The sequence below is a fragment of the Streptomyces sp. NPDC051218 genome (assembly GCF_044455475.1).
In the GTDB taxonomy this organism is placed as follows: Bacteria; Actinomycetota; Actinomycetes; order Streptomycetales; family Streptomycetaceae; genus Streptomyces.
Window position 1 is genome coordinate 92,773 of record NZ_JBITEU010000002.1, and the last position, 25,299, is coordinate 118,071.

22 protein-coding genes and 1 pseudogene are annotated in these 25,299 nt (G+C 72.3%); 8 read left to right on the plus strand and 15 right to left on the minus strand.

The window, feature by feature from the left end; all coding sequences use genetic code 11:
- The first annotated feature begins 54 nt into the window (after positions 1-54).
- On the plus strand, positions 55-1,335 hold the full coding sequence (locus ACIBCK_RS06805; RefSeq protein ID WP_399387429.1) for a trans-sulfuration enzyme family protein: 1,281 nt from the start codon (positions 55-57) through the stop codon (positions 1,333-1,335).
- On the opposite strand, the gene ACIBCK_RS06810 is transcribed toward ACIBCK_RS06805, so the two are convergent.
- The gene (locus ACIBCK_RS06810) at positions 1,274-2,620 is read right to left on the minus strand and encodes a GNAT family N-acetyltransferase (protein ID WP_399387431.1); all 1,347 of its coding nucleotides are present in this window, start codon (positions 2,618-2,620) and stop codon (positions 1,274-1,276) included. The genes ACIBCK_RS06805 and ACIBCK_RS06810 overlap by 62 nt on opposite strands.
- Positions 2,621-2,773: 153 nt before the next feature.
- The gene (locus tag ACIBCK_RS06815; protein ID WP_399387432.1) at positions 2,774-4,357 is read right to left on the minus strand and encodes an alkaline phosphatase D family protein; all 1,584 of its coding nucleotides are present in this window, start codon (positions 4,355-4,357) and stop codon (positions 2,774-2,776) included.
- 287 nt (positions 4,358-4,644) lie between these two features.
- On the opposite strand from ACIBCK_RS06815, the gene ACIBCK_RS06820 reads away from it, so the two are divergent.
- Positions 4,645-5,055: a VOC family protein gene (locus ACIBCK_RS06820; protein ID WP_399387434.1), complete on the plus strand. Its 411-nt coding sequence runs from the start codon at positions 4,645-4,647 to the stop codon at positions 5,053-5,055.
- Between the two features lie 69 nt (positions 5,056-5,124).
- On the opposite strand, the gene ACIBCK_RS06825 is transcribed toward ACIBCK_RS06820, so the two are convergent.
- From ACIBCK_RS06825 to ACIBCK_RS06845, 5 genes are all read right to left on the minus strand, one after another.
- Complete coding sequence (locus ACIBCK_RS06825; RefSeq protein ID WP_399387435.1) at positions 5,125-5,433, minus strand: hypothetical protein; 309 nt, start codon at positions 5,431-5,433, stop codon at positions 5,125-5,127.
- A gap of 14 nt (positions 5,434-5,447) precedes the next feature.
- The gene (locus ACIBCK_RS06830; protein WP_160503574.1) at positions 5,448-5,702 is read right to left on the minus strand and encodes a hypothetical protein; all 255 of its coding nucleotides are present in this window, start codon (positions 5,700-5,702) and stop codon (positions 5,448-5,450) included.
- 13 nt (positions 5,703-5,715) lie between these two features.
- Positions 5,716-7,527, minus strand: a complete 1,812-nt coding sequence (locus ACIBCK_RS06835) for a S8 family peptidase (protein WP_399387437.1) — start codon at positions 7,525-7,527, stop codon at positions 5,716-5,718.
- Positions 7,528-7,546: 19 nt separating this feature from the next.
- A complete protein-coding gene (locus ACIBCK_RS06840) occupies positions 7,547-7,819 on the minus strand; it encodes a hypothetical protein (RefSeq protein WP_399387439.1) in 273 nt (90 codons plus the stop codon).
- A gap of 81 nt (positions 7,820-7,900) precedes the next feature.
- Complete coding sequence (locus ACIBCK_RS06845) at positions 7,901-9,337, minus strand: PLP-dependent aminotransferase family protein (RefSeq protein ID WP_399387441.1); 1,437 nt, start codon at positions 9,335-9,337, stop codon at positions 7,901-7,903.
- 146 nt (positions 9,338-9,483) lie between these two features.
- On the opposite strand from ACIBCK_RS06845, the pseudogene ACIBCK_RS06850 reads away from it, so the two are divergent.
- Positions 9,484-10,320, plus strand: a pseudogene (locus ACIBCK_RS06850) (DMT family transporter); the annotation flags it as partial.
- A 24-nt stretch (positions 10,321-10,344) separates the two neighbouring features.
- On the opposite strand, the gene ACIBCK_RS06855 reads toward ACIBCK_RS06850, so the two are convergent.
- Positions 10,345-11,190, minus strand: coding sequence for an alpha/beta fold hydrolase (locus ACIBCK_RS06855; protein WP_399387443.1), 846 nt, complete (start codon positions 11,188-11,190; stop codon positions 10,345-10,347).
- A 184-nt stretch (positions 11,191-11,374) separates the two neighbouring features.
- Between ACIBCK_RS06855 and sigJ the strand changes: the two genes are divergently transcribed.
- The gene (gene sigJ / locus ACIBCK_RS06860; RefSeq protein ID WP_399387445.1) at positions 11,375-12,265 is read left to right on the plus strand and encodes an RNA polymerase sigma factor SigJ; all 891 of its coding nucleotides are present in this window, start codon (positions 11,375-11,377) and stop codon (positions 12,263-12,265) included.
- A 254-nt stretch (positions 12,266-12,519) separates the two neighbouring features.
- The gene (locus tag ACIBCK_RS06865) at positions 12,520-13,281 is read left to right on the plus strand and encodes a GntR family transcriptional regulator (RefSeq protein WP_399387447.1); all 762 of its coding nucleotides are present in this window, start codon (positions 12,520-12,522) and stop codon (positions 13,279-13,281) included.
- A gap of 21 nt (positions 13,282-13,302) precedes the next feature.
- On the opposite strand, the gene ACIBCK_RS06870 is transcribed toward ACIBCK_RS06865, so the two are convergent.
- The 3 genes from ACIBCK_RS06870 to ACIBCK_RS06880 all read right to left on the minus strand — a co-directional run bounded on the left by ACIBCK_RS06870 (position 13,303) and on the right by ACIBCK_RS06880 (position 16,461).
- A complete protein-coding gene (locus ACIBCK_RS06870) occupies positions 13,303-14,460 on the minus strand; it encodes an ROK family transcriptional regulator (RefSeq protein ID WP_399387449.1) in 1,158 nt (385 codons plus the stop codon).
- Between the two features lie 109 nt (positions 14,461-14,569).
- Complete coding sequence (locus ACIBCK_RS06875; RefSeq protein WP_399387451.1) at positions 14,570-15,232, minus strand: response regulator; 663 nt, start codon at positions 15,230-15,232, stop codon at positions 14,570-14,572.
- A 14-nt stretch (positions 15,233-15,246) separates the two neighbouring features.
- Positions 15,247-16,461: a sensor histidine kinase gene (locus ACIBCK_RS06880; protein WP_399387452.1), complete on the minus strand. Its 1,215-nt coding sequence runs from the start codon at positions 16,459-16,461 to the stop codon at positions 15,247-15,249.
- A 108-nt stretch (positions 16,462-16,569) separates the two neighbouring features.
- Here ACIBCK_RS06880 and ACIBCK_RS06885 point away from each other — a divergent pair, with 108 nt between their 5' ends.
- The 3 genes from ACIBCK_RS06885 to ACIBCK_RS06895 all read left to right on the plus strand — a co-directional run bounded on the left by ACIBCK_RS06885 (position 16,570) and on the right by ACIBCK_RS06895 (position 18,812).
- A complete protein-coding gene (locus ACIBCK_RS06885; RefSeq protein ID WP_399387454.1) occupies positions 16,570-17,502 on the plus strand; it encodes an ABC transporter ATP-binding protein in 933 nt (310 codons plus the stop codon).
- A gap of 2 nt (positions 17,503-17,504) precedes the next feature.
- The gene (locus ACIBCK_RS06890; RefSeq protein ID WP_399387456.1) at positions 17,505-18,242 is read left to right on the plus strand and encodes an ABC transporter permease; all 738 of its coding nucleotides are present in this window, start codon (positions 17,505-17,507) and stop codon (positions 18,240-18,242) included.
- A gap of 99 nt (positions 18,243-18,341) precedes the next feature.
- Positions 18,342-18,812: a hypothetical protein gene (locus ACIBCK_RS06895; RefSeq protein ID WP_399387458.1), complete on the plus strand. Its 471-nt coding sequence runs from the start codon at positions 18,342-18,344 to the stop codon at positions 18,810-18,812.
- Between the two features lie 27 nt (positions 18,813-18,839).
- Here the strand turns inward: ACIBCK_RS06895 and ACIBCK_RS06900 are convergent, their stop codons facing one another.
- The 4 genes from ACIBCK_RS06900 to mutA form a co-directional block, all read right to left on the minus strand.
- Complete coding sequence (locus ACIBCK_RS06900) at positions 18,840-19,913, minus strand: enoyl-CoA hydratase/isomerase family protein (RefSeq protein WP_399387460.1); 1,074 nt, start codon at positions 19,911-19,913, stop codon at positions 18,840-18,842.
- 213 nt (positions 19,914-20,126) lie between these two features.
- Positions 20,127-21,131 carry a methylmalonyl Co-A mutase-associated GTPase MeaB gene (gene meaB, locus ACIBCK_RS06905; protein ID WP_399387462.1) on the minus strand — a complete coding sequence of 335 codons (1,005 nt, stop codon included), beginning with the start codon at positions 21,129-21,131 and terminating at the stop codon, positions 20,127-20,129.
- A 2-nt stretch (positions 21,132-21,133) separates the two neighbouring features.
- Positions 21,134-23,344: a methylmalonyl-CoA mutase gene (scpA, locus tag ACIBCK_RS06910; RefSeq protein WP_399387464.1), complete on the minus strand. Its 2,211-nt coding sequence runs from the start codon at positions 23,342-23,344 to the stop codon at positions 21,134-21,136.
- Entirely contained in the window at positions 23,344-25,194 is a 1,851-nt protein-coding gene (gene mutA, locus ACIBCK_RS06915) for a methylmalonyl-CoA mutase small subunit (RefSeq protein ID WP_399387466.1), read from the minus strand. The genes scpA and mutA overlap by 1 nt, the downstream gene beginning before the upstream one ends.
- Positions 25,195-25,299: the final 105 nt, after the last annotated feature.

Here is a 25,299-nt window from a genome sequence, read left to right on the forward strand (position 1 = left end):
AACGTAACACGGGGTTCAACTACCGGGCACCGGTCTTTGTTCAGGCTGTCCGGCATGGACACGAACACGGAACCCCGCACCGGATCCGGCCACCCCGCCCGGACCCCGGCGGCGCCCGCACACCGCGCCCTCGCCACCGAGGCCGTGCACGCCGGACGCGACGACCTCGCCGGACTCGGTCTGCACGCCGCACCGATCGACCTGTCCACCACCTACCCCTCGTACGACACCCGGGGCGAGGCGGCGCGCATCGACGCCTTCGCCGCCGACGGAGCCCTGGACGACGGGCCGCCGGTCTACGCCCGCCTCGCGAACCCGACCGTCGCCCGCTTCGAGACGGCTCTGGCCCGGCTCGAAGGAACGGAGAGCGCCGTCGCGTTCGCGAGCGGCATGGCGGCGCTGACGGCGGTCCTGCTCGTACGAGGAGCGGCGGGACTGCGTCATGTCGTCGCGGTCCGCCCGCTGTACGGATGCAGTGACCACCTCCTCACGGCGGGGCTCCTCGGCTCCGAGGTGACCTGGGTCGACCCCGCGGGGATCGCCGACGCCATCCGCCCCGACACGGGCCTGGTCCTCGTCGAGTCGCCCGCCAACCCGACCCTCGCCGAACTCGATCTGCGCGCGGTGGCCCACGCCTGCGGGACGGTACCGCTGCTCGCCGACAACACCTTCGCGACGCCCGTCCTGCAACGCCCTGTCGAGAGCGGCGCGCGGCTCGTGCTGCACAGCGCCACCAAGTACCTGGGCGGCCACGGCGACGTCCTGGGCGGAGTGGTCGCGTGCGACGAGGAGTTCGCGCGGCAGCTGCGGCAGGTCAGGTTCGCCACCGGCGGGGTGCTGCATCCGCTCGCCGGCTATCTGCTGCTGCGGGGCCTTTCCACGCTGCCGGTGCGGGTACGTGCCGCCTCCGCGAACGCGGCGGAGCTCGCGCGGCGCCTGGCCGCCGACCCGCGGGTGAGCCGCGTGCACTATCCGCGGCTGGGTGGCGCCATGGTCGCCTTCGAGGTCGTCGGCGACCCGCACGAGGTGACCGCCGGGGTGCGATTGATCACCCCGGCGGTCAGCCTCGGCAGCGTCGACACGCTCATCCAGCATCCGGCGTCCATCAGCCACCGCGTCGTCGACCCGGCGGACCGGCGGTCGGCGGGCGTGAGCGACAAGCTGCTGCGCCTCTCGGCCGGTCTCGAGGACGTCGAGGACCTGTGGCAGGACCTCGACCACGCCCTCGGGTCCCTGCCGTCGGGCACCCGCGCGGCGGCCGTGGAGCCCCGGGTCAGTGCCGCTGCGCCCGCCCCCGCGGCCGGTCGTACGGCAGTCGCGAACTCACCGGCGTAGCGTCCAGGCGTGCGGTGATGACCAGCGTGCCCTCCTCGATCTGGTAGTCGAGAGGAAGCCCGAGGCCGCGCATCGCGGCGACCATGCCCGTGTTGGACGCCTGCGTCACCGCGTACACGCTCTCGCAGCCCGCCTCGACCGCCATCGACACGAGGCGGCCGAGCAGCTCGGTGCCGATGCCCCGGCGCTGCCAGTCGTCCTCGACGAGCAGCGCGACCTCGGTCTCGTCGCCGTCCCAGAGCAGGTGGCCGATGCCGACGATGCGCCCGGACGCCGTACGCACCGCCAGGGTGCGGCCGAACCGCGGGCTCAGCAGGTGGTTGAGATAGCGGTCGGCGTCCCGCACGGGCCCGTGGTAGCGCATGCCGAGGGTGCGCTGCGAGCAGCGGTCGTGCATGGCCCTGGCCGCGTCGACATCGGCGGTGTCGGCCCGGCGGACGGTGATGGAGTTGCCCTCGGCGAGGGTGAGGACGTCCTGGCTGCGGGGGATGCGCGGGCCGAGCCGGTTGTCGAGCTCGACCAGGGCACGGGCGCGGGCGAACTCGGTGGGCGTGAACGGCAGATACGGCCGCTCCACGGTGATCACTTCGCCGTCGGGGGCCCGCAGCCGGAGCACCGTGCCTTCGCCTTCGAGCCCGCCCTCGACGGGAGCGCCGTCGGCCGCCTTGTCCGCCCGCGGCCCCGACGCGGCACCCTGTGTCTTCGCGGGCAGCGACCGGATGGTGCAGCGGCCCAGCAACTGGCGCAGCGCGAGCGGGAGTTCCGCGGCGTCCAGGGCGGTGCGGGTGGCAAGGCCCAGGATGCGGGTGGGGGCGTCCACCAGGTCGTGGGCGTCCGCCCGCTCGATCCAGGTGCCCGAGCCGCCCGCGTGCGCGACGTCCCGGGTGATGTCGGCCGCGGGCAGGTCGGCGGGGGCGCGCAGCAGGAACTCGTCGACGGTGCCTTCGGCCAGCGGGTGCGCCTGGAGGCTCAGGATGTCGACCTTGCCGCGGGCCAGGACCGTGCACAGGGCGGCGAGCGAGCCCGGCTCGTCCCGCACCGTGGTGCGCATCCGCCACAGCGTCGTCGCCTCCGCGGTCTGCTGCCCGGCGTTCTGCTGCCCGGCGGTGCGCGGCCCGGCGGTCTGCGGCCGGGCGCCGGTATCGTCCGGCGTCGGGGGCGCGTGGTTGTGGCGGCGTGCCCACCATGTGTGGAACCCGACCGTGGCGAGCAGCGCCACGGCCGAGATCACCAGCAGGGCGGGGGCGTCGGGCCCGTGCCCGAGCATGTTCGTCACATCAGACATGTCAGCACTCATACAGTCACTGTGGAGGAAGGGTGTTGCGTGATCACGAACGTTTTGTGACTGATGAGTTAAGACACCTTCTGCCCGTTTAGTTCATCTTTGGTCTTTCATGGCGTCCGGACGTGACATCCCGCTGCCTGTTCGGGGGCGCAATCACTGCTGCCCCACCCGGCCCGGCGTCAGAGCCTTGGCGAACAGCACCGTGCCGTCCTCCTGGCGCAGCCGCACGGTCAGTTCTCCGCTGCCGCCGTCGATGTCGACCTCGCCGAAGTACTGCGGGGTCTCGGCGGGCGAGGTGTTGGCGCGGTTCGGGGCCTTGACGAAGCGCTGCTCGGCGCCGAACGTCCCGTCGAGTTTGAGGGCCTGGAACCCGCCGGCGGCCAGCGGCCCCGACACGAACTCCCAGAACGGCGCGAAGTCCTTGAACGCCGCACGCGAGGGGTCGTAGTGCTGCGCGGACGTGTAGTGCACGTCGGCCGTCAGCCACAGCGTTCCGGTGATCTTGCGGTGCTTGATGTGCCGCAGCAGCTCGGCGATCTGCAGCTCGCGGCCGAGCGGCGCGCCGGGGTCACCTTGCGCCACCGCCTCGAAGTTCGCCGAGCCGTCCGGCACGACGAGGCCCAGCGGCATGTCGGACGCGATGACCTTCCAGGTGGCTCGCGAGCGCGACAACTCCCGCTTCAGCCACTGCAGTTGCCGGGCGCCCAGGATGCCAATGGTGTCGTCGGGCTGCCTGCCGGGCGAGTTGGCGTTGCGGTAGGAGCGCATGTCCAGGACGAACACGTCGAGGAGCGGGCCGTGCCGCAGCACGCGGTACACCCGGCCGTCCTCGTCGCCCGGCGGGAACGTGGAGATGGGGTAGTACTCGCTGAACGCCCGCAGGGAACGCTCGGCGAGGACGTCCACGTTCTTCTCGGTGTAGCGGGGATCGGTCAGGATCTGGCCCGGGTACCAGTTGTTGCGCACCTCGTGGTCGTCCCACTGGACGATCGAGGGCACCTGCGCGTTGAAGCGCCGCACGTTCTCGTCGAGCAGGTTGTAGCGGAAGGCACCGCGGAACTCCGCGAGCGACTCGGCGACCTTCGACTTCTCCTCCGTGGTCACGTTCCGCCACACGCTGCCGTCGGGCAGCGTGACGCTCGGCAGGATGGGCCCGTCGGCGTAGATGTTGTCGCCGCTGCACAGGAAGAAGTCCGGGTCCCTGCGGCGCATCTCGTCGAAGACGCGCCAGCCGCCGCGGTCCGGGTTGATGCCCCACCCCTGGCCCGCGATGTCCCCCGACCACAGGAAGCGCACCCCCTCCTTGCGTCCCTTCGGAGTCGTACGGAACGTTCCGGTGACGGGCTCTCCCGTACGTCTGGGGTCGTCGGGGTCGGCCAGGACCATGCGGTAGTGGATCTGCTCGCCCGCGGGAAGCCCGTGCAGCCGCGTCGTCCCGGTGAAGTCGGTGTCCGGGCCCAGCACCGGACCGTTCCACCGGGTGGGGTTACGGAAGGACTCCGTCGCGGATGTCTCCACGATCATGCGGGCCGGACGGTCGGAACGCACCCACACCAGGCCCGCGTGCGCCGTCACGTCACCGGCCTGCACACCCCACTCGGCCCGCGGACGTCCTGACCGGGCGAACGCCGGAGCGGCCCCGGCGAGGGACGGCACGGCCAGCGCCGCCGGCACGGCGAGCGAGCCGCGCAGCACACTGCGGCGGCGCGGGGACGGGCTCGGCTGAGGGTGTGACATGAATGCGCCTCCAGTGACAGGTCCGACCAGTGTGCAGGGCCACAACTAGCGGTGCGCGGCGGCGCACACGCAAACCACAAGTGAACAACTGCCCATGGGGCAAGGGAACCGGTGTGCGAAAAACCGTGTCGGCCGCCACGTCGCCCACATCCCCGGTCGCAGGTCGCAGGTCGCAGGTCTCGGGTCGCAGCAGACCGGGCCGGACGCCCGATGCCGGAAGATCGTTCGCTGTCTACGCTCTGCGGCAGGGGTGCGCGGCCGAGCGCGCCCGTCCGAAGGGGGAGCCCATGCCGGTCAACGGCCGGAGTCACATCCGTATAGCCCGCCCGTCCCGCGACCTCGCGGCGGCCGAGCGGTTCTGGGTGACGGGCCTCGGCCTGGACGTCGTATGGCGTGCGGAGGGTGGCGGCGCTCCCGGGGAGCACGATCTGCTCATGGCCGGATGGCCGGACGGCTCCTGGCATCTCGAACTCGTCCACGAGGCCGACAAGCCGGTCGAGCCCCGCCCCACGGAGGAAGATCTCCTCGTCATATACCTCGACGAGCCCGTCCCCGACGACCTGGTGGCCCGCCTGGAGGCGCACGGCGGCACGCGCGTGAAGTCGCCCAATCCGTACTGGAACGAGTGGGGCGTCACTGTCGAGGACCCGGACGGCTACCGCCTGGTGCTCTGCACGCGCGCGTGGGCCAACTCCTGAGGCCTACCGCCTGAAACGGTGAGCGGGACCGTCACGCGACGCGTGCAGGCCCCGCCCACCGCTGACTGCTCAGCCCGGAGCCGGTCCCGCGCTCCCGGCGTCCATCGACAGGCCACCCGAGGACTGGAAGTCCTCCCGCGGCTCATCGCCGGGGCGGGCCACTTCCCCTGCGTCGGCGCGCCGGACGAGTTCGGCGAGATGGCCCGGGGCCTCGCCCCCGTCCGTGGGGGACCCTTCCGGGCGCGTCGGCTCCGACCCGGCAGCGGCGGGTCCGGCATCGACGGCCCGGGTCCCGTCCCGCGCCACGGAGAACTGCTGCGCCGCCCCGGCCCCCGGAGCCGCTCCCGCGTCCTCCGCGATCGTGATGTGCACCTTCATGGCTGTTCCCCCGCCTAGTTGAGAACCGCGTACCGGCCTTCGAAGTTCATCTGGGTGCTGCCGATGTTCTTCACCGTCAGCCAGTACGTGACCGCCGTCGCCGAGGCCCGCTCGACCTCGGTCTCCCACTCGATCTGCGGGCTGCCCGTCTGCGGTGTCGTCGGCATGAAATACCAGACGACGTGCCAGTCCTGCGGCCAGCCGAAGGTGAACCACCGCCCGGTCTGCCCGGGGTTGAGTGTTCCGGTGAACTGTGTGCCTACTCGCATCGTTGTTTTCCTCTCACCATCCGAGAACCGCGAACCGGGCCTCGAAGTCGACCTGGTCGGCCACGAGGTTCGTCACGTCGATCCAGTACGTCGCGTAGGTGTCGTTGGCCCGCTCGACCCGGACCCGCCAGCGGATCTGCGGGGCGCCGGGGCGCGGACTCGTCGGGACGACCGTCCACACCACATGCCAGTGGGCGGGCCAGTTGAAGGTGAACCAGCGCCCGGTGCGGTTCCCGGCGAGGGAACCCCGGAACTGGACGCCGACCCAGCTGCTCGTCTGGAGAGCCGCCGGGATGAGCTGGCGCAGGTCGGGCCGCCTGCCGATGCGCTGGGTCGCCGGTCGGCCCGGCGCGTCCTGCTGCGGCGAACCGGTGGCGCGCAGCAGCTGCCGGGCCCGCGAGGGCGACAGCGGGATACGGCGGTTCGCGCGCAGGACACCCTGCGTGCTCGCCAGCGCGCCCACCACGATCGGCGAGGCACTGGACGTACCGCTGAACTGGTCCGTGTACCAGAAGTCCTGGTTCGCGCCCGCCTGAAGGTCGCCGTACCCGGTGGTGGTCACCTCGCGCCCCCAGCCCTGGGCGTCCACGCAGGCCCCGTAGTTGGAGAAGTCGAGCCGGGAGCGGTCCGGGCCGTGCTGGCGGCCGTGAGTGCCCGGCGGCGGCGCACCGGCACCGACGATCACGGCCCCGGCGTCGAGCGCGGTGCGCCGGAAGGGGTTGCGCCACCAGGCGGGGAAGCCTGCCCTCGGCGTGTCGTAGTCGGCGTGGTCCAGGTCCTCGGCGCCGTTGCCCGCGGCCTCGACGACGGTGATGCCCTTGTTGACGGCGTAGCGGATGGCCAGATAGTCGTCGGGCCACCACTCGACGGCGATGTATCCGACCTGGCCCACGCCGGTCGCGTGCGGCCCCGCGCGGTGGATCTCCAGCAGGATGATGTCGCCGGGGCCGAGGCGGTCGGCCGCGTTCCTGATCGCCGTGGCCGTGGGGATGGAGAACGCGGACGCGCTGGTGACCGCGTCCGGCGCGATCCCGGTGATCCCGAACGCGTTGACGTCGCCGCCGATCTCGCCGAGCACCGCGGTGCCGTGATCGGTGTCCGTGCTCCCGGTGCCCGAGACGATGCCGCCCTGGTTGAGCCGTAGGTCCTCGTGGGTGAACCGCCAGCCCCACTCGCAGTCGATCACCCGCACACCGGCGCCGCGCCCGCCCGGCAGGGTCCACGCGTAGCGGGCGTCGACGCCGCCCGGCGCCGCGTCGAGATAACCCTGGCGTGCGGTGAAGTCCGGGGTCACGGGCGGTGCGTCGGCGCCCGTCGGCTGCATGTCGTTGAGCGGCGGCTGCTCGGCCTCCTCGCTCTCCTCCTTCGGTACGACCCTGGGTACGGCGAGCGCGGCGGCGGGTTTGACGTAGGCGCCCTCGACGGCGTCCGACGCGCGCAGCCGCTCGGCCAGCGCGTCCAACTGGTCGGCCGGGGCCTCGACATGGAAGAAGAGCGCCATCCGGTCGAGGATCTCCAGCGTGGCGTCGTCGTCTCCGCCGCCGGGGCCGTCCGCCGTGGCCCCCGCCTGAGTCCTCGCCTGGGCGCGCAGCCTCTCCTGGCCGGCGCCGAACAACGGCTTGATGGTGACGTCCTCCTGGGCCGCCACGGCGTCGAGTCCGCTCACGGAGATGTCCGCCGCGGCGGTGGCGCCGGTCGGGGTGATGCGTACGCCGGCGTCGGCGCGCGTGACGCACACCAGCTCGGCGCGTCCGAAGAGTGGCTCGATTCCTGGAGCCGGGCGGCTGTTCCCCCGGCTGTTCCCCGCACCTGATCGCTGTGGCACAGCTGACTCCTTCACCACGTTACGGAAGGTCCGCCGGTGGTTTCACATAGGCGGCCTCGACTGCCGGGTGGCCGCGCAGGGCCGTGGCGACGGCCTCCGCGTCCACGCCGACGGGGACGGCGACCCGGTGCCATCCGACGAGGGCCGGGTCGTCGGCGCCGGGGTGCAACGCCTCGGCACTGACGCCGAACCGCCGCTCCAGAAGGCTCCGGACGTCCGGGAGTTCCGCGATGCCCGCCGTCGCGGGGCGCGGTGGGGTGCGGAGCTGGATGATGACTTCGGCCTCGGCCACAGGTCTGCCCCCCGGACACCTCCGGCACCGCGTGCGTCCCGCTCGCGGTCACCGGGCCCGGCCGACCCTAATGAGCTGCTGTCACCGGAGCGTCGCAGCGGCGTCACCCCGCCCGCGGTCCCCCTCCGCGAGGAGTCGCACGCCCTCGGTGATGCGGTCGGGAGTGAGGTGGGCGTAGCCGAGCACGAGCCGCACCCCTGAGCCCGCCGCGGAGCCGTAGTCGCTCAGCGGACGCACCCCGACCCCGGCGGCCGACGCCCGCCGCAGGAAGTCCCCCTGCGATCCCGGGCGTTCGGGCAGCCGGGCGATGACGTGCAGTCCGGCCGCGATGCCGGTCACCTCCGCACCGGGAAAGTACGTGCCGAGCGCCGCGACGAGTGCGTCCCTGCGCTCGCGGTAGGCACGCTGACAGCGGCGCAGCTGACGGTCGTAGTCCCCGCGCTCGACGAAGCGCGCGAGCAGCGCCTGGTCGAGCACCGGATTGCCCAGGTCCATCATGCGTTTGCGGGCGACGACCTCGTCGGCCAGCGACCCCGGCACGAGCAGCCAGCCGAGGCGAAGCCCCGGAGCGAGCGACTTGCTGACCGAGCCCGTGTACGCGACGTGCTCGGGGTCGAGCCCCTGGAGCGCGCCCACCGGGGCCCGGTCGTAGCGGAAGTCCCCGTCGTAATCGTCCTCGATGATCAGCCCGTCCACGGACCGTGCCCAGTCGAGGAGTTCGGTGCGCCGGCGTGCCGAGTAGCCGATGCCCAGGGGGAACTGGTGGGAGGGCGTGGTGACGACCGCGCGCAGACCCCGCTGACTCAGCGCGCCGGTGACGACGCCCTCGTCGTCGAGGGGCACCGGCACCGTCGCGACGTCCGCCGAGGCGAACAGCTCGTCGTGCTGCGGGCTTCCAGGGTCCTCGACCCCGATGGCGCGCACCCCTCGGGCGTGGAGCGCGAAGCCGACCAGCGCCATGGCCTGCGCCACCCCGGAGCAGACGACGATCGTCTCCGGGTCCGCGACCACACCCCGGCGGCGTACGAGCAGTTCGGCGAGGGCCGTACGCAGCCGGGGCAGGCCGCGCGGGTCCGGGTACCCGAGCATGTGGTGGGGGAGTTCGGCGAGGACGCCGCGGTGCGCGGCCGCCCACGCGGCGCGCGGGAACAGGGACAGGTCGGGGGTCCCCGCGATGAAGTCCACGCGCGCGTGGACGGCACGCGGCGCCAGGTCGCGTGCGCCCGGTGCGGCCTTCCGCGCCGCACCGCCGACCCAGGTGCCCGCGCCGCGATCGCTGCGCAGATAGCCCTCGGCCGTCAACTGCTCGTACGTCTCGGTCACGAGCCCCCGGGAGACGCCCAGATCGGCGGCGAGCTCACGGCTCGACGGCAGCCGTGTCCCCGCGGCGAGCCGACCGGACCTGACCGCCTCGCGCAGCGCCGACTGAAGGCTGCGTCCCCGGCTGCGGGCGGGGGCGGACGCGGTCGGCAGCAACAGCTCCCAGGCCGCGGACTCTTGACCCGAAACGGATGTCACAGGGACGCGCCTCCTGACGGCGACGGACTACCGGGGCCGGGCACCCGGGAGAGACGGACTTGCCGGGGCCGCCCGGAAAGTGGTCCCCGAACAGGCCGCCCAAGTGGACCTTAAACCGGTCCGCGTCCGTTCCTAACGTCAGGGACATGAACGCGAACCTCACGCGCGGGTCCCTCCTCGCCGCCCTCGCCTGCCTCCTCGTCGGCGGCTCCTTCACCGCCAACAGCCTCCTCGGCGACTACCCGTACGCGGGCGGCCAGTTCCTGCGCTACGGCCTGGCCTGCCTGCTGCTCCTGCCGCTGCTCGGGCGGGGTGGCACCGCGCCGCTGCGCCGCCTGACGCGTCGCCAGTGGGGGCGGCTCGCCGTGCTCGCCGCCGTCGGCATGGTCGGCTTCAACGTGGCGATCCTCGCCGCCGAACGCACGGCGGAACCTGCCGTACCGGGTGTCTTCGTGGGCTGCGCTCCGGTCGTCGTGGCGGTCATCGTGCCTCTTCTTGCGGGGCGGAAGCCGCAACGGGCGGTCTTGTACGGGGCGTTGATCGTGGCGGCGGGAGCGTTCACCGTGCAGGGGTGGGGCCGTACGGACGCGGTCGGCATCCTCTTCTCCGTGGGCGCGCTCGCGGGCGAGGTCGGCTTCGCGGTCCTCGCCGTTCCCGTGCTGCGGCCGCTCGGCCCCAAGCTGCTCTCTGCGACGGTGTGCGGGATCGCCGCCGCCGAGTCGGCCCTCATCGGTGTCGTGGTGGACGGTGGCGACTGGCTGCGGATGCCCGGCACCACCGAGGCAACGGCCCTGCTGTGGCAGTCGGGGGTCGTCACCGTCATCGGGTTCGTCTGCTGGTACTCGGGCATCCAGCGCATCGGCGCCGAGCGCGCCACCCTCTTCTCCGGGCTCATTCCCGTCGCCGCGGCCTTCACCGCACCGCTGGTCGGCACCGGTGCCTACGGTGTCCCGCAGGCTGTGGGGAGCGCGCTCGTCGGCGCCGGGGTGGTCCTCGGCTCCGGCGTGCTACGCGGCCGGCACGCGGCGGCAGGTGTCGAGGACGACGCGCGAGACGAGCGCCGGATCGTCGTTCATCGGGACGTGGCCACAGCCGGGAAGGCGCACCAGACGCGCTGCGGGGACGGCGTGCTTCGCGCGAACGCCCTGGCGGCGCAGCAGGATCCGGTCGCGCGAGCCCCACGCGACGGTGACGGCGACTCCGGGCACGTCGTCGCTGAAGAGCACGTCACGCCCTGCGGCGAGGGTCTGCTCGAACCCGGTGGCCCCACGCAGCGCGAGCGTCTCGGCGACGACGGCCTCGGCTGAACGGCGCCCGGGGTGGGCGTAGATGGTGCTGGTGAGCGCCGCACGCCCGGCCGCGGTCCGCGAGAGCCGTTCGATCAGCGGCAACGGAAGGATCCGCGCCCCGTGCCGCATGGCGAGCAGGGTGTTGAACGCGTACCGCCGCTCCCCGGGCGTCCAGAAACCCGCGGGGGACAGCGCGGTGACCGAGCGCACGAGCTTCTCCCGGCCGAGCTCCAGGGCGAGCAGACCGCCCAGCGAGTTGCCCGCCACGTGCGGACGCTCGATCTCCAGCGCCTCGCACAGCGCGCCGAGCACGGACACCACCGTCGAGATGTCGTACGGCAGCCCGTCGGGCAGGGCGGCGGACTCCCCGAAGCCCGGCAGGTCCACGGCTATCACGTCGTACTCGGCGGCCAATATGCCGAACACCGGGTCCCACGCCTGGCGGTGGTGCCCGATGCCGTGCAGCAGGAGCAGCGGCTCGCCCTCGCCCGCGCGTTCGTAGGCGACGGACAGCGTCCGCGGGCCACCGGGCGATTCGACGCTGAAGGACACTTCTGCGGCCATTCTGCTGCTCCAGACCCCGTCGCGCGGCGACGGTCCTCGGACACCTTAGACACCTTGTCAGCAACAATTACCGCTCAGTAGCCTCGAGTTCAAGGGGGTGGGCGGGGCGGCTGTCCGGCCGGTGTGGGGCGCGACGCACCGAATTCGCCTGGACACCGGCTGGTCCGTCGGCTGGGATGGAGAGGTGGCGACCGACACCGTGACCGACGTCTTCGAAGAGCACCGGCCCGTCCTGATGGGCGTGGCCTACCGCATGCTCGGCCGGGTGGCCGACGCGGAGGACGTCGTGCAGGAGTCCTGGCTGCGCTGGTCGGCGGCCGACCAGTCGCAGGTGCGCGAACCGCGCGCCTACTTGGTGCGTGTCACCACGCGGCTCGCGATCGACCGGCTGCGCCACGTGCAGTCACGCCGCGAGTCCTACGTCGGTCCATGGCTGCCCGAACCCCTGGTCACGGACTACGGGCCGACCGTCCCCGACACCGCCGAGCAAGCCGTGCTCGCCGACTCCGTCTCCATCGCCGTCATGGTCGTCCTGGAGTCACTCTCGCCCCTGGAGCGCGCGGTGTTCGTGCTGCGGGAGGCCTTCGGGTTCCCGTTCTCGGAGATCGCCCTCACGCTGGACCGCGGCGAGCCCGCCGTGCGGCAGCTCGCGTCGCGGGCCCGCAAGCACGTCGACGAGGGCAGGCCGCGCTATGCGGTGGATCCGGACGAGCGCAGGGACCTGACCGAGCGGTTCCTCGCCGCGGCGACCGGCGGCGACCTGGACGGCCTGGTGTCCCTGCTCGCTCCGGGCGTACGCCTCGTCGGCGACAGCGGCGGCAAGGCGAAGGGCCCGCTGCGCGCCATCGAGACGGCCGACAAGGTGGGCCGGTTCCTCGGCGGCGCGGTCCGCAAGGGCGTGCCGCAGGGGGCGGAGCTGGAGGCCCGGTTCCTGGAGGTCAACGGCGCCGGTTCCGTGCTGGTCCTGGTCGACGGCAAACCCGACTCCCTCTTCCAACTGGACGTCTCCGACGGCCGGATCACCAACCTCTACATCATCCGCAACCCGGACAAGCTGGTCGGTCTCGTCTCCTAGGCCGCAGCTGACGGATCCCCGTCACCCCCGTCCTTACAGGGCGGGGGATTTTGTCTTGTTCGCTACGTGCGCGTGACCCGACGCCAACATCGCGTGAATGCTCTGTGGCATCGTCCCTGTGCACGCTGTAACGGATCCAGGATTGGTCTTGACCAAGGGTGGGTGCCGCTCTATCGTCGCAGAGATAGTGCAGGAACCTTTAATAAACAAGGGCGCTAAAAAGCCGCCGGCACACGGCGATTGCGGAGGACAGGGTGGGGACCACGCAGCTGGAAACGGCGCCGGAGCCGAAGTACTGGCACCTCAAGACCGTGCTCAGCCAGGCACTCGACTCCGAGTTCGCCGTCGGCGAGATCCTGCCCAACGAACGTGATCTCGCGGCCCGCTTCGGCGTCGCCCGCGCCACGCTCCGGCAGGCACTGGAGCAGCTCGAACTGGAAGGCAGGCTGCAGCGCCGCCGCGGCGTCGGCACGACCGTCGCCCCGCCGCGGATGGGTGTGGCCGTCGGATCCGCACAAGGCACCTGGCCGGGCGAGGTCGGCGACGCCTGGCAGCCCGCCGACTGCGCACCGGCGGTCCCGCCCGCCGAAGTGGCCCGCATGCTGGCCGCCGACCCCGACGACCAGGTGCACGTCGTGCGGCGCACACGCGTCTCGCACGGCCAGCCCGTGGCCGCCGAACTCCTTTACGTGCCGATGTCATCCGTCACGGAGCTCTCCGCCGTCGACGCCCCCTCCGGACCGGCACGCGCGCGTGCCGTACTGCGCGAGCTGCACCGGCTCGGCCTCGAAGGACAGGACCGCGCCGTGGAGCTCGGCTCGGCCCGCGCGGACGACGCCAAGGCGCTCGACCGGCTGCCCGGAGCCCCGGTCCTCGTCGTGACGACCCGCTTCTTCACCGAGGGACGCACCGCGGCGGTCTCCGTGGCCACGTACCGCGCGGACACCTGCCGCCTCACGTTCGGCGACGCGGGCGGCGTCGAGATCCACCACGGCCCCGAGCGCCAGGCTTCCTGACCCTCGCGTCGGCGCGGCGCCTCAGCGCCGCGCCGTGACTGTCCCCTCCACCGCGAACAGCTGCTCCTCGACGTGGTCGAGGGCGAGGCGCAGCGCGCCCGTGGCGACGGCGGCCTCGCCGAGCATGGAGAGGGCCACCCGCGGCGGCCGCAGGCAGTAGCGGGCCAACTCGCGGCGCAGCGGCTCCAGCACACCATCCAGACCCGCCGCCCAGCCGCCCACGACGACCAGTTCGGGGTCAAGGGCGAGCACCAGCGCCGCCACGTCGTGCACCAGGCGCTGTATGAACCGCTCCACAGCCTGCCGCGCCCGCTCGTCACCCTCACGCGCGTGGGCGAACACTTCCGCCACCGCCTGCTCGTCGAGCGGGTGCAGCGGCTCGTCCGTGGTCGAAAGGAGCGTCTCCGGTGTCACGTCGCGGCCCAGGAGATGCAGGGCGCCGATCTCCCCTGCGGCGCCGCCGTAGCCGCGGTGCAGCCGTCCGCCGATCAGCGCCCCCGCACCCGGGCTGAGCCCCGCGAGGACGAACACCACGTCGTCGGACTCGGCCGCCGCGCCCTTCCAGTGTTCGGCCACGGCCGCCGTGTTCGCGTCGTTCTCCACCAGGACCGGGCACTTGAAGGACCGGCGAAGGCGCTCGCCCAGCGGGAGTCCGGTCCACTCCGGCAGCGCGGTGCCCAGGCGCACCGTACCGTCCGCCTCCACGATGCCGGGGCTGCCGACGCCGACCGCGCGCAGTGAACTGCGGGCGACCCCGCATCGGCGCAGCAGATCGGCGACCGCCGTGCGCAGCCGCTCGATGCGTTCGTCCGCCGACGCCGTCTCGTCCACGTCCTTGGCGGCGGTTCCCAGCACCCGGCCGTCCAGATCCGAGAGGACGGCGGCCACCCGGTGCGGGCCGATCTCCAGGCCGAGCAGATGCCCCGCCTCCGCCCGGAAGCGGAACCTCCGGGCAGGCCGTCCCTGGCGTCTGGCCGCGCCTTCCTCGGCGGCGGTCTCCACCACGAGCCCGGCCTCGATGAGCCCCTCGACCACGCCCTCGACGGTCGGCCTCGAAAGCCCCGTCACCCGGGTGACCTCGGTGAGTGTCGCGAAGTCCGCCGCACGCAGCGCGTGCAGCACCACCGCGGAGTTGATCCGCCGCAGCAGAGAGGGATCCCCGCCGGTCAGCCGCCCCAACGTCCGTCCTCCCAGCTCGTGCGCATGATGGGCGGATCGTACTCGCCGGGGCCGACCGCTGCGAGTGCCGGGCCCACCTGTGGCACGGAGTGCCGATCAGCCGTCGCCCTCACCCCGGTGCCACGAAACCGGATTCGTACGCGGTGATGACCGCCTGCGTCCGGTCGCGGGCCCCCAGCTTCGACAGGACGGAACTCACATGCGACTTGACGGTCTCGGCGCCGACGATCAGCTCCTTCGCGATCTCCGCGTTCGACAGGCCGCGCGTCATGAGGCGCAGGACGTCCGCCTCGCGCTCGGTGAGCGCCGCCCGGTCGAGGGCCGCCCTGGCCGCCGTGTTGCCCGGCCGTCGGCCGTACGCGCCCGCGAGCTGCCGCACCGCCACCGGGAACAGCAGCGAATCGCCCTCCGCGACCAGACGGACGGCGTTCACGATCTCCGCGGGACGGGCGCGCTTGAGCAGGAAACCATCGGCACCCGCGCGCAGCGCCTCGTACACGTACTCGTCGTTCTCGAAGGTCGTCACGACCAGGATCTTCGGCGGGTCCTGCACGGTGCGCAGGACCGCGCGCGTGGCCTCGATGCCGTCGAGGAGCGGCATGCGGACGTCCATGGCGACCACGTCGGGCCGCAGTTGGCGCACGAGCGGAATCACCGCCGCGCCGTCGGCCGCCTCGCCGACGACCTCGATGTCGGGTTGCGCCTCGAGGACGGCGCGGAGGCCCGCGCGTACGAGGGGTTCGTCGTCGACGAGCAGGACGGTGACCGGCATCCGGTCAGCGTAGGTCACCCCAGGGGCAGCTCGACGTGCACCTGCCACTCGCCCCCACGAGGACCCGTGACGGCCCGGCCGCCGAGCAGCGTGGCCCGCTCCCGGATGCCGCGCAGCCCGCTGCCACCACGCCCGGTGACGTCCCCTGCCCGGGGCAGGGCGTTGCGTACGTCGATCTCCAGGGCCGCGTCGTCGACCGTGAGCCGCACCTGTACCGGAACGGGGCCGGAGTGGCGCAGCACGTTCGTCAGGGCCTCCTGGAGCATGCGGTAGGCCTCGCGGGACACCGGTCCCGGCAGCTGGTCCAAGGGACCTGTCACTTCGGTGGCGACCTCGGCCCCCGAAGCGCGCGCGGAGTCGAGGAGTTGGCCGGCGTCGGCGAGCGTGGGGCGGCGGCTCGCGGGCCGCCCGTCCTCCCGCAGCACGCGCAGGACACGCTCCAGGTCCTCCAGAGCCGCACGGCCGGTCTCCTCGATCGCGCCGAGCGCCCGGTCGGTGAACTCAGGGTCGGCCGCGGCCCGCGCCGCGCCCGCCTGGACGACCGCGACGGTCAGCGCGTGCCCGATGGAATCGTGCAGTTCGTGCGCGATGCGGTTGCGTTCGAGAAGCTGCTCGGTGCGCTCCTCCAGGGCGGCGAGCCGCTCCTTGGGGGAGGGCCCGAGCAGACGCCGGGCGGCCGAGGCCATCAGCCGGCCCGCGACCACGGCCAGGGCGAGGAGCAGCAGCACGGGGAGCGGCGCGAGCAGCGCGTTGGTCCAGTTCGGCGCGGGAACGGGCAGGAGCACACCGGGGTCTTCGCCGGGTTCCGACGCCGATCCCAGCAGCGCCAGCATGGTCCCCAGCAACTGCACCGTGCAGAACGTCGCCGCGGCCCCGGCCTCGAGGCGCAGCACGAGCCACACCGCCGTCCTGCCCCGGTCGCGCCAGGACGCGGAAGGAGCCACGGAGACACCGGGATCCTCGTCATCACCCGGCACGCGCGCGTGCTGCCCCGGAAACAGCATCAGCCGGGCCTGCAGCCCCTCCGCCCGGCGCATCGACGGCAGCAGGGCGGCCGCCGCCACCAGCGGGATCGGCTGGACCGCGATCAGCACCCAATCGGCGAAGGAGGGGTCACTGAGCCCGGGATAGATGAACGCGATGATCAACGAGATGGCCGCGCCCATGAGCAGATGCAGCCAGCGCGTGTAGGTCACCGCGCGGATGAGCGGCCGGAGGAAGCGGGGCATCACGCCATCGTGCCAGCGGGGCCGGGCCGAGCGGCTCCCCCGTGAGGGGGAGATCAAGCCCCCGGGCGGGGGAAGCCCTGGCGTACCGCCGGCCGCGAGGCTGAGCCCATGACCAGCATCGACGTCCAAGACCTCACCAAGGAGTACGGCACCACCCGCGCGGTGGACGGGCTGACGTTCAGCGTCCGGCCGGGCAGGGTCACCGGGTTCCTCGGCCCCAACGGAGCGGGCAAGTCCACCACGATGCGGCTCGTCCTCGGCCTCGACCGGCCCACTTCGGGCACGGCGACGGTGGGCGGCCGCCCCTATGCGGCCCTCGACGAACCCCTGCGCCACGTGGGGGCCCTGCTCGACGCCCAGGCCGCACACGGCTCGCGCAGCGCACGCAACCACCTCCTCGCGCTCGCCGCGAGCAACCGCATCCCCGCCCGCCGCGTGGCGGAGGTACTCGAAGAGGCGGGCCTCAACTCCGTGGCGGGGCGCCGGATCAAGACGTTCTCCCTCGGCATGCGTCAGCGCCTGGGCATCGCGGCGGCGCTGCTCGGCGACCCGCGCGTCATCATGCTGGACGAACCGTCCAACGGTCTCGACCCCGAAGGCATCATCTGGATCCGCGAACTCCTTCGCCGCCTCGCCCGCGAGGGCCGGACGGTCCTCGTGTCCAGCCACCTCATGAACGAGACCGCCACGTTCGCCGACCACCTCGTGGTCCTCGGCCGGGGCAAGCTGCTCGCCGACACCTCGATGCCGGACTTCATCGCGGCGCACAGCAGCCCCAGGGTGCGGCTGCGTACCCCGGAGAGCGACCGGCTCCGGGGCCTCCTGGAGGGCAAGGGGTACGCGATGACGGAAGGGGACGACGGCCGCTGGACGGTGGACGGTGCGCAGGCCGACGAGATCGGGTCCATCGCCGCGGGCCATGGCATCCCCCTCCTCGAACTCTCCGACGAGCGGGCCTCCTTGGAGCAGGCCTACCTCGCCCTCACGGCCGACGACACCGAGTTCGCCGCCGCCCCCTCGACGACCCGCCAGGAGGCCTGACCATGTCGACGTCCGCCGTGCTCCGCTCGGAGTGGATCAAGATCAAGTCGGTGCGTGCCAGTCTCGGTTCGCTCATCGCCGTGTTCGTGGCGACCGTCGCCATCACCGTGCTCGCGTTCGCCGCGGTGGGCACGGCGGAGGCGGACAACGCCGACTACGAGCCGCTGTTCGGCGCCTTCTACGCACTCAACTTCGGCCAGATCGCCGCCATCAGCTTCGGTACGACGGCGATGTCGTCCGAGTACCTGAACGGCGCGCTGCGGATCTCGCTCACCGCGGTGCCGCGCAGAGGGCTCTTCTACGGGGCCAAGGTCGCCGTCGTGGGCGCGCTGGCCCTCGGGGTGGGCATCCTCACCAGCTTCGTCGGTTTCCTGACCGGTCAGGCGTTCCTGGGGGAGTACGCCATCGGACTCGGCCATGACGGCGCCCTTCGGGCGTGCGTGGGCGGAGGCGTCTACCTCGCGCTCATGGCGCTGCTCGCCGCGGGCCTGACCATGGTGCTGCGCAGCGGCGTCGCCGTACTGAGCATCCTCATCCCGTTCACTCTGATCGTCTCCTTCGTGGTCGGGGACGTGGCGAGCGGCGTCGCGGGCTTCCTGCCGGACCGGGCGGGACAGCAGGTGCTCCACGAGAACCCGACCGGAACTCTCGGGCCCTGGGCCGGTCTTGCCGTCACCGCGGCGTGGGCGGCCGCCGCGCTGCTCGCGGGCTGGTGGGCGGTGCGGCGGCGCGACGCGTGACGGGTCGTGCGGCAGGTGCCGTGCGGCCCGTGTCCGGATGGTGACGCCCGGGGCCTGACGGCGGGCCAGTTGTCAGTGGCGGCCGCTTTACTGGGTGTCATGAGTACCGCAGAGCATCTCGCCGCGATCGACCTGCTGCGCTCACGGGAGTTCCCCGCGGAGCGCGGCAGGTCGTCGTGCGGCGTCGGCGGTCCGGGTTATCACATCGCCGAGTTACTGACGAGTGGCGACTTCTGGGAGGACGACGGCACGCGGTGGGAGGCGACCTCCGATCAGTACGACGCCGAGCGCGACGGCCTGACGGTCCTGCTCGCCGAGCGCTGGGGAGCGCCCCAGAGGTTCAGCCTGGCGAGCCTCTTCGAGCGGACGCAGGGCGGTGTCCACGCCTTCGAGGACGCGGCCGACGCGGCCGAGGAGATACCGGAGCCGTGGGGTTCGCTGAGCTGCTCGGTGCCGGACCTTCACCTGTGGCGGGTCGACGAGCGGTGGATAGCGCTCGGCGTATCCCAGTGGGACAAGGAGCTGCCGTTCCAGCTCCTCGCCGTGATCACGGAGATCGATCCGCCGTAGCGGGTGCGTCCAGGACCCGGATCAGGGTCACCGCGAGCCAGTCCCGGCCGCCAGACCGAGCTCGTCGCCGTCGCGCGGCGCGAAGTGGCGGGCCACGTCCGCGTCGGTCACCTGGGCGAGTTCGGCCGGGGACCAGTGCGGATCACGGTCCTTGTCGACGACCTGGGCGCGGATTCCCTCGACCAGGTCCGGCGCGGTGATCGCTGCGGCCGACACGCGGTACTCCTGGTCGAGCACCTGCTCCAGGGAGGTGAGGGCGCGGGCCCGGCGCAGGGCGGCGAGGGTGACCTTGAGGGAGGTCGGCGACTTGGAGAGGATGGTCTCGGCGGTCTCCTTGGCCGCGTGGTCACCGGAGGTGTAGAGCCGGTCGACGATCTCCTCCACGGAGTCGGCGGTGCAGCAGGAGTCGATCCACTCTCGCTGGCCGGCGAGTTCGCCCTCGGGCGCGGCGGTGGCGTACTCCGCGACCACCTGGCTCACCTCGGCGTCGGCGAGGGCAGCCGTGAACTCCGCCAGCCGCTCCGACGGCACGTAGTGGTCGGCGAGACCGCACAGGATCGCGTCGCCCGCGCCCACCGCCGACCCGGTCAGCGCGAGGTGGGTACCGAGTTCGCCGGGCGCCCGCGACAGCAGGTAGGTACCGCCGACGTCCGGCACGAAGCCGATCCCTGTCTCCGGCATGGCGATCCGGGAGCGCTCGGTGACGATCCGCACGCTGCCGTGCGCCGAGACGCCGACTCCGCCGCCCATCACGATGCCGTCCATGACGGCCACGTACGGCTTCGGGAAGCGGGCGATACGGGCGTTGAGCCGGTACTCGTCACGCCAGAAGGCCACGGACGCGGCGCCGCCGCCCGCACGGACGTCGTCATGGATGGACCGGATGTCGCCGCCGGCACACAGCCCGCGGGTGCCTGCGCCGGTGAGGACGACGGTCGCGATGGCGTCGTCCCGCTCCCACGCGGTGAGGGCGTCGTCCAGCAGCCGGACCATGGCGTGGTTGAGGGCATTGATGGAGCGGGGGCGGTTGAGGACGAGATGCCCCGCACGGCCGTGCACGCGCAGGAGAACGGGAGCTTCGTCGGAGGCAGCGGTGGGCATGGGGCGGGTGGCTCCTTCGACGGGTGATGCGGGCGTTCGGGTGCGCGCCGGGCGGGGCGCGCACAGATCGAATCTACGGTGTGACGTCGCCGGACGGCGTCGGGGGCCACGGTCAGGGCGTGCGCGTGTGCGTGTGCGTGGACGAGGCCAAGGGCGTGGGGCAGTCGACGAAGGCGCCAAGCAGCCCCCTACTTCCGTAAGGGGCTTCGGCGATCAGTCCGAACCGCTCCCGCGCCCCTGGAACGCCTCCAGAATCCGCTCGGCCGCCAACGTGGCTGTCAACGTGCCCTCCCGTACGCGCTGTTCGAGCTCAGGGGCCAGATCCCGTACGGCGCCGTTACCCCGCAGCCGGTCGAGCAGCTCGTCCCGCACCATCGTCCACGTCCAGTCGACCTGCTGGTCGCGCCGCTTGGCGGCGAGGCGGCCCGTGGAGTCGAGGAGCGTGCGGTGCTGTTCCAGGCGGTCCCACACCTCGTCGAGGCCGCTGGACTCGCGTGCGCTGCAACTGAGCACCGGGGGAGTCCACGCCGCGTCCGCCGGATGCATGAGCCGCAGCGCGCCCGCCAGTTCACGCGCCGCCGAGCGCGCGTCACGTTCGTGCGGGCCGTCCGCCTTGTTGATCGCGAGGACGTCCGCCAGTTCCAAAACGCCCTTCTTGATGCCCTGCAACTGGTCGCCGGTGCGCGCGAGCGACAGGAGCAGGAACGAGTCGACCATGTTCGCCACCGCCGTCTCCGACTGGCCCACGCCCACCGTCTCCACCAGCACGACGTCGTACCCCGCCGCCTCCATCACCACGATCGACTCGCGCGTGGCCTTCGCGACCCCGCCGAGCGTCCCCGCGGTGGGCGATGGACGCACGAACGCCGCCGGGTCCACCGCGAGGCGTTCCATCCGCGTCTTGTCGCCGAGGATGGAGCCCCCCGTCCGGGTCGACGACGGGTCGACGGCGAGGACCGCGACCCGGTGCCCGAGCCCGGTCAGCATCGTGCCGAGCGCGTCGATGAACGTCGACTTGCCCACGCCGGGCACGCCGCTGATGCCGATCCGCCGCGCCCGCCCACTGTGCGGAAGCAGCTGAGTGAGCAACTCCTGCGCCAGCGCGCGGTGTTGGGGCCGGGTCGACTCGACGAGCGTGATGGCGCGCGCGATCTGCGCCCGCTTCCCGTCGAGGACACCCTTGACGTACGCGTCGATGTCGATCCGCGGCGCCGCCATGCTCACAGCTCGTGGCCGAGGTCGGCCGCCAGCCGCTTCACCAGGTCGTACGCGGCGTCCGGGATCACCGTGCCGGGCGGGAAGACGGCAGCGGCGCCCATCTCCAGGAGCGTCGGCACGTCCTGCGGCGGGATCACACCACCCACGACGATCATGATGTCCTCGCGGCCCTCGGCGGCCAGCTCCGCACGCAGCGCCGGTACGAGCGTGAGGTGCCCGGCGGCGAGCGACGAGACGCCGACGATGTGCACGTCCGCCTCCACGGCCTGGCGTGCGACCTCCGCCGGGGTCTGGAAGAGCGGGCCGACGTCGACGTCGAAGCCGAGGTCGGCGAAGGCGGTGGCGATGACCTTCTGGCCGCGGTCGTGGCCGTCCTGGCCCATCTTGGCGACCAGGATGCGCGGCCGGCGCCCCTCGGCCTCCTCGAAGGACGAGACGAGCGTGCGGGTGCGTTCCACGGACGGGGACGAGCCTGCTTCGGTGCGGTACACACCGGAGATCGTACGGATCTGCCCGGCGTGCCGCCCGTACGAGGTCTCCAGGGCGTCCGAGATCTCGCCGACGGTCGCCTTCGCGCGGGCCGCGTCGACCGCGAGCGCGAGGAGGTTGCCCTCCAGGCCCGGACCGGGGTCCCGCTCGGCCGCCGTCGTCAGCGCCCGCAGCGCCTCCTGGCAGGCCGTCTCGTCACGCTCCGCGCGCAGCCGCTCCAGCTTGGCGATCTGCTGACTGCGTACGGAGGAGTTGTCGACCTTGAGGACGTCGATCTGCTCGTCGGTCTCGACGCGGTACTTGTTGACGCCGATGACCGGCTGGCGCCCCGAGTCGATCCGCGCCTGGGTGCGGGCAGCGGCCTCCTCGACGCGCAGCTTCGGAATGCCCGCGTCGATGGCCTGCGCCATGCCGCCGGCCGCCTCGACCTCCTCGATGTGCTGCCAGGCGCGCCGCGCGAGGTCGTGCGTCAGCTTCTCGACGTACGCGCTGCCGCCCCAGGGGTCGATCGTCCGTGTCGTGCCCGACTCCTGCTGGATGAGCAGCTGGGTGTTGCGGGCGATGCGCGCGGAGAAGTCGGTGGGCAGGGCGAGCGCCTCGTCCAGGGCGTTCGTGTGCAGCGACTGGGTGTGGCCCTGGGTCGCCGCCATCGCCTCGACGCACGTACGCGTGACGTTGTTGAACACGTCCTGCGCGGTCAGTGACCAGCCCGAGGTCTGCGAATGAGTGCGCAGGGAGAGGGACTTGGGGTTCTTCGGGTCGAACTGCTTGACCAGCTTCGCCCACAGGAGGCGCGCCGCGCGGAGCTTGGCGACCTCCATGAAGAAGTTCATGCCGATCGCCCAGAAGAAGGAGAGCCGCGGCGCGAACGCGTCGACGTCCAGGCCCGCTTCCTGACCCGCCCGCAGATACTCCACGCCGTCCGCGAGGGTGTACGCGAGCTCCAAGTCGGCCGTCGCGCCCGCCTCTTGGATGTGATAGCCCGAGATGGAGATGGAGTTGTAGCGCGGCATCTTCTGCGAGGTGTACGCGAAGATGTCGGAGATGATCCGCATCGATGGCTTGGGCGGATAGATGTAGGTGTTGCGGACCATGAACTCTTTGAGGATGTCGTTCTGGATGGTCCCGGCCAGCTTCTCCGGCGGTACGCCCTGCTCCTCGGCGGCCACGATGTAGAGCGCGAGTACGGGGAGCACGGCGCCGTTCATCGTCATCGACACCGTCATCTTGTCCAGCGGGATGCCGTCGAAGAGCTGCCGCATGTCGTAGATCGAGTCGATCGCCACGCCCGCCATGCCGACGTCACCGGTGACGCGCGGGTGGTCGCTGTCGTATCCGCGGTGCGTGGGCAGGTCGAAGGCGACCGAGAGGCCCTTCTGCCCGGCCGCGAGGTTGCGGCGGTAGAAGGCGTTGGACTCCTCGGCGGTGGAGAAGCCCGCGTACTGCCGGATCGTCCAGGGCTGGTTGACGTACATCGTCGGGTAGGGGCCGCGCAGGTACGGCGCCACACCCGGATACGTCTCCAGGAAGTCGAGACCTTCGAGGTCGGCGCCCGTGTAGAGCGGCTTGACCGCGATGCCTTCGGGTGTCTCCCACAGGAGGTCGTCGTCGGCCTTGCCGGTGGACTCCTTGACGGCGCTGCGCCACTGGTCCTTGGAGACGGCGGAGGACTCGGAGGCGGCCTCGGACGTCAGGCCGACGCCGGAGAAGTCGGGGATCGCCATTACGCCACTCCCATGTGGTCGAGGGTGGAGGAGAGCACGGACACGGCGTCGCAGCCCGCGAAGACATACGCGTCGACGCCGGGGCGCTCGGCGGGCCGTCCCGCGAGGAACACCCGCTGGGCGCCTGCCGACTTGAGCGCGTCGGCGACCGCGTCGGCCTGCTCCTCGTAGAGCGCGTCGCTGGAACAGAGGCACGCCACCGTGGCGTCGCTGGCCTTGAACGCATCGGCGGCCGTCGTCGCGTCCACCGTCACCGGGTCGTGCACGGCCTCGATGCCGCCCGCCTGGAAGAGGTTCGACGCGAAGGAGGCCCGTGCGGTGTGCGCGGCGGCGGGGCCGAGCGCGGCGATGAACACTCGGGGGCGGGCCCCCGTCGATGCGAGGTGCGCGTCCGAGCGGGCGCGCAGGACCTCGTAGGCCTCGTCGCGGCGCACGCGCGGCAGCCCGCCGGACGCCTCGGCGGGCGGGGCCTCGCGCTCGACCGGACGCTCCGTCAGATTCGGGAACTCGCTGACACCGGTGATCGGTTCACGCCGCTTGGCCAGCTTCTCGCTCCGCTTGGCCCAGGTGGCGGCGAGGCGTTCGCCGATCAGGCCGGAGCGCAGGGCCGCGGCCTGGCCGCCCGCGCGCTCGATCTCCTGGAAGAACTCCCAGCCCGCGTGGGCCAGTTCGTCGGTGAGACGCTCCACGTACCAGGAGCCGCCCGCCGGGTCGATCACGCGGGCGAGGTGCGACTCCTCCAGGAGGATCGTCGAGGTGTTGCGGGCGATGCGGCGCGCGAACGCGTCCGGCAGGCCGAGCGAGTGGTCGAAGGGCAGCACGGTCACCGAGTCGGCGCCGCCGACACCCGCGCCGAGGCAGGCCACCGTCGTGCGCAGCATGTTCACCCACGGGTCGCGGCGCGTCATCATCACCGGCGACGTCACGGCGTGCTGACGCTGCGCGCCCGCGTCCGGGGCGCCGCAGACCTCGGCCACGCGGGCCCAGAGCCGCCGGGCCGCCCGCAGCTTCGCGATGGTCAGGAACTGGTCGGCGGTGGCCGCGTACCGGAACTCCAGCTGGGCGCAGGCCGCTTCGACCGTGAGCCCCGCATCGGTCAGCTCGCGCAGATAGGCGACCGCCGTGGCGAGGGACGCGCCGAGCTCCTGCCCGGCCGAGCCGCCCGCCTCGTGGTACGGCAGGGCGTCGACGGTCAGCGCGCGGAGGTTCGGGTACTCCTGCCCGCACAGCCGGGCCAGTTCGATCGCGGCAGCCGGGTCGAGCCGTTCACCGGTGCGGGCCTCATGGCCGAGGGGATCCGCGCCGAGCGTGCCGCGCGCGGAGTCCTTCGGGATGCCCCGCTCCTCGTACAGGCGGAACAACTCGCGAGCCGCGGGCTCGAATTCGGCGCCCGCGTCCATGGCCACCGGCGCCAGGTCGAGGAAGACGCCCTCCAGGGCGCGCTCGATGCCGGAGACCGGGAGAGCGCCGGGGCCGATGCCGAGCCACAGCGAGGTGACGCCGTTCTCCAGGTCCGCGAGCACGGTCTCGTTCGAGCCCGCGGGGTCCGTGGCCGCATGCCGCTGCCGTACGTCCCAGCCGGCCGCGGCACTGCCCGCGGCGGTGCCGCCCCTGACAAAGGGGGCGAAACCCGGGTAACCGGCGTGAGGCGCGGCTTCGCGGGCGGTGTACAGGGGGCGGGTGCTGAGCCCGTCCTCGAGTGCGGTGGACAGCGCTTCCTCGGCGGCCGGCCCCGATACATCCTTACCCGATTTGCGCAGCACGCCTTCCACCAGGCGCTGCCACTGCTCATGGGTCGCATCAGGGAACTCGGCGGCCAGGGAAAGCCCGTCGTCAGGCAGGACCGTCATGGGCATGATGCTAGGGCGGAACCCCTGGCACTCGGTGCCGTACAGGGCTGTGACCTTGGCCTCTTACGAACTCTCTTGATCTCATACGAGCGGGCGGCTACGGCG

What these genes read in the sequence shown, in the direction of transcription:
- ACIBCK_RS06805 (WP_399387429.1), top strand. Translation starts at nt 55, where the DNA reads ATGGACACGAACACGGAACCCCGCACCGGATCCGGCCACCCCGCCCGG.
- ACIBCK_RS06810 (WP_399387431.1), bottom strand. Translation starts at nt 2,620, where the DNA reads ATGTCTGATGTGACGAACATGCTCGGGCACGGGCCCGACGCCCCCGCC.
- ACIBCK_RS06815 (WP_399387432.1), bottom strand. Translation starts at nt 4,357, where the DNA reads ATGTCACACCCTCAGCCGAGCCCGTCCCCGCGCCGCCGCAGTGTGCTG.
- ACIBCK_RS06820 (WP_399387434.1), top strand. Translation starts at nt 4,645, where the DNA reads ATGCCGGTCAACGGCCGGAGTCACATCCGTATAGCCCGCCCGTCCCGC.
- ACIBCK_RS06825 (WP_399387435.1), bottom strand. Translation starts at nt 5,433, where the DNA reads ATGAAGGTGCACATCACGATCGCGGAGGACGCGGGAGCGGCTCCGGGG.
- ACIBCK_RS06830 (WP_160503574.1), bottom strand. Translation starts at nt 5,702, where the DNA reads ATGCGAGTAGGCACACAGTTCACCGGAACACTCAACCCCGGGCAGACC.
- ACIBCK_RS06855 (WP_399387443.1), bottom strand. Translation starts at nt 11,190, where the DNA reads ATGGCCGCAGAAGTGTCCTTCAGCGTCGAATCGCCCGGTGGCCCGCGG.
- ACIBCK_RS06875 (WP_399387451.1), bottom strand. Translation starts at nt 15,232, where the DNA reads ATGCCGGTCACCGTCCTGCTCGTCGACGACGAACCCCTCGTACGCGCG.
- ACIBCK_RS06880 (WP_399387452.1), bottom strand. Translation starts at nt 16,461, where the DNA reads ATGCCCCGCTTCCTCCGGCCGCTCATCCGCGCGGTGACCTACACGCGC.
- ACIBCK_RS06885 (WP_399387454.1), top strand. Translation starts at nt 16,570, where the DNA reads ATGACCAGCATCGACGTCCAAGACCTCACCAAGGAGTACGGCACCACC.
- ACIBCK_RS06890 (WP_399387456.1), top strand. Translation starts at nt 17,505, where the DNA reads ATGTCGACGTCCGCCGTGCTCCGCTCGGAGTGGATCAAGATCAAGTCG.
- ACIBCK_RS06895 (WP_399387458.1), top strand. Translation starts at nt 18,342, where the DNA reads ATGAGTACCGCAGAGCATCTCGCCGCGATCGACCTGCTGCGCTCACGG.
- ACIBCK_RS06900 (WP_399387460.1), bottom strand. Translation starts at nt 19,913, where the DNA reads ATGCCCACCGCTGCCTCCGACGAAGCTCCCGTTCTCCTGCGCGTGCAC.
- meaB (WP_399387462.1), bottom strand. Translation starts at nt 21,131, where the DNA reads ATGGCGGCGCCGCGGATCGACATCGACGCGTACGTCAAGGGTGTCCTC.
- scpA (WP_399387464.1), bottom strand. Translation starts at nt 23,344, where the DNA reads ATGGCGATCCCCGACTTCTCCGGCGTCGGCCTGACGTCCGAGGCCGCC.
- mutA (WP_399387466.1), bottom strand. Translation starts at nt 25,194, where the DNA reads ATGACGGTCCTGCCTGACGACGGGCTTTCCCTGGCCGCCGAGTTCCCT.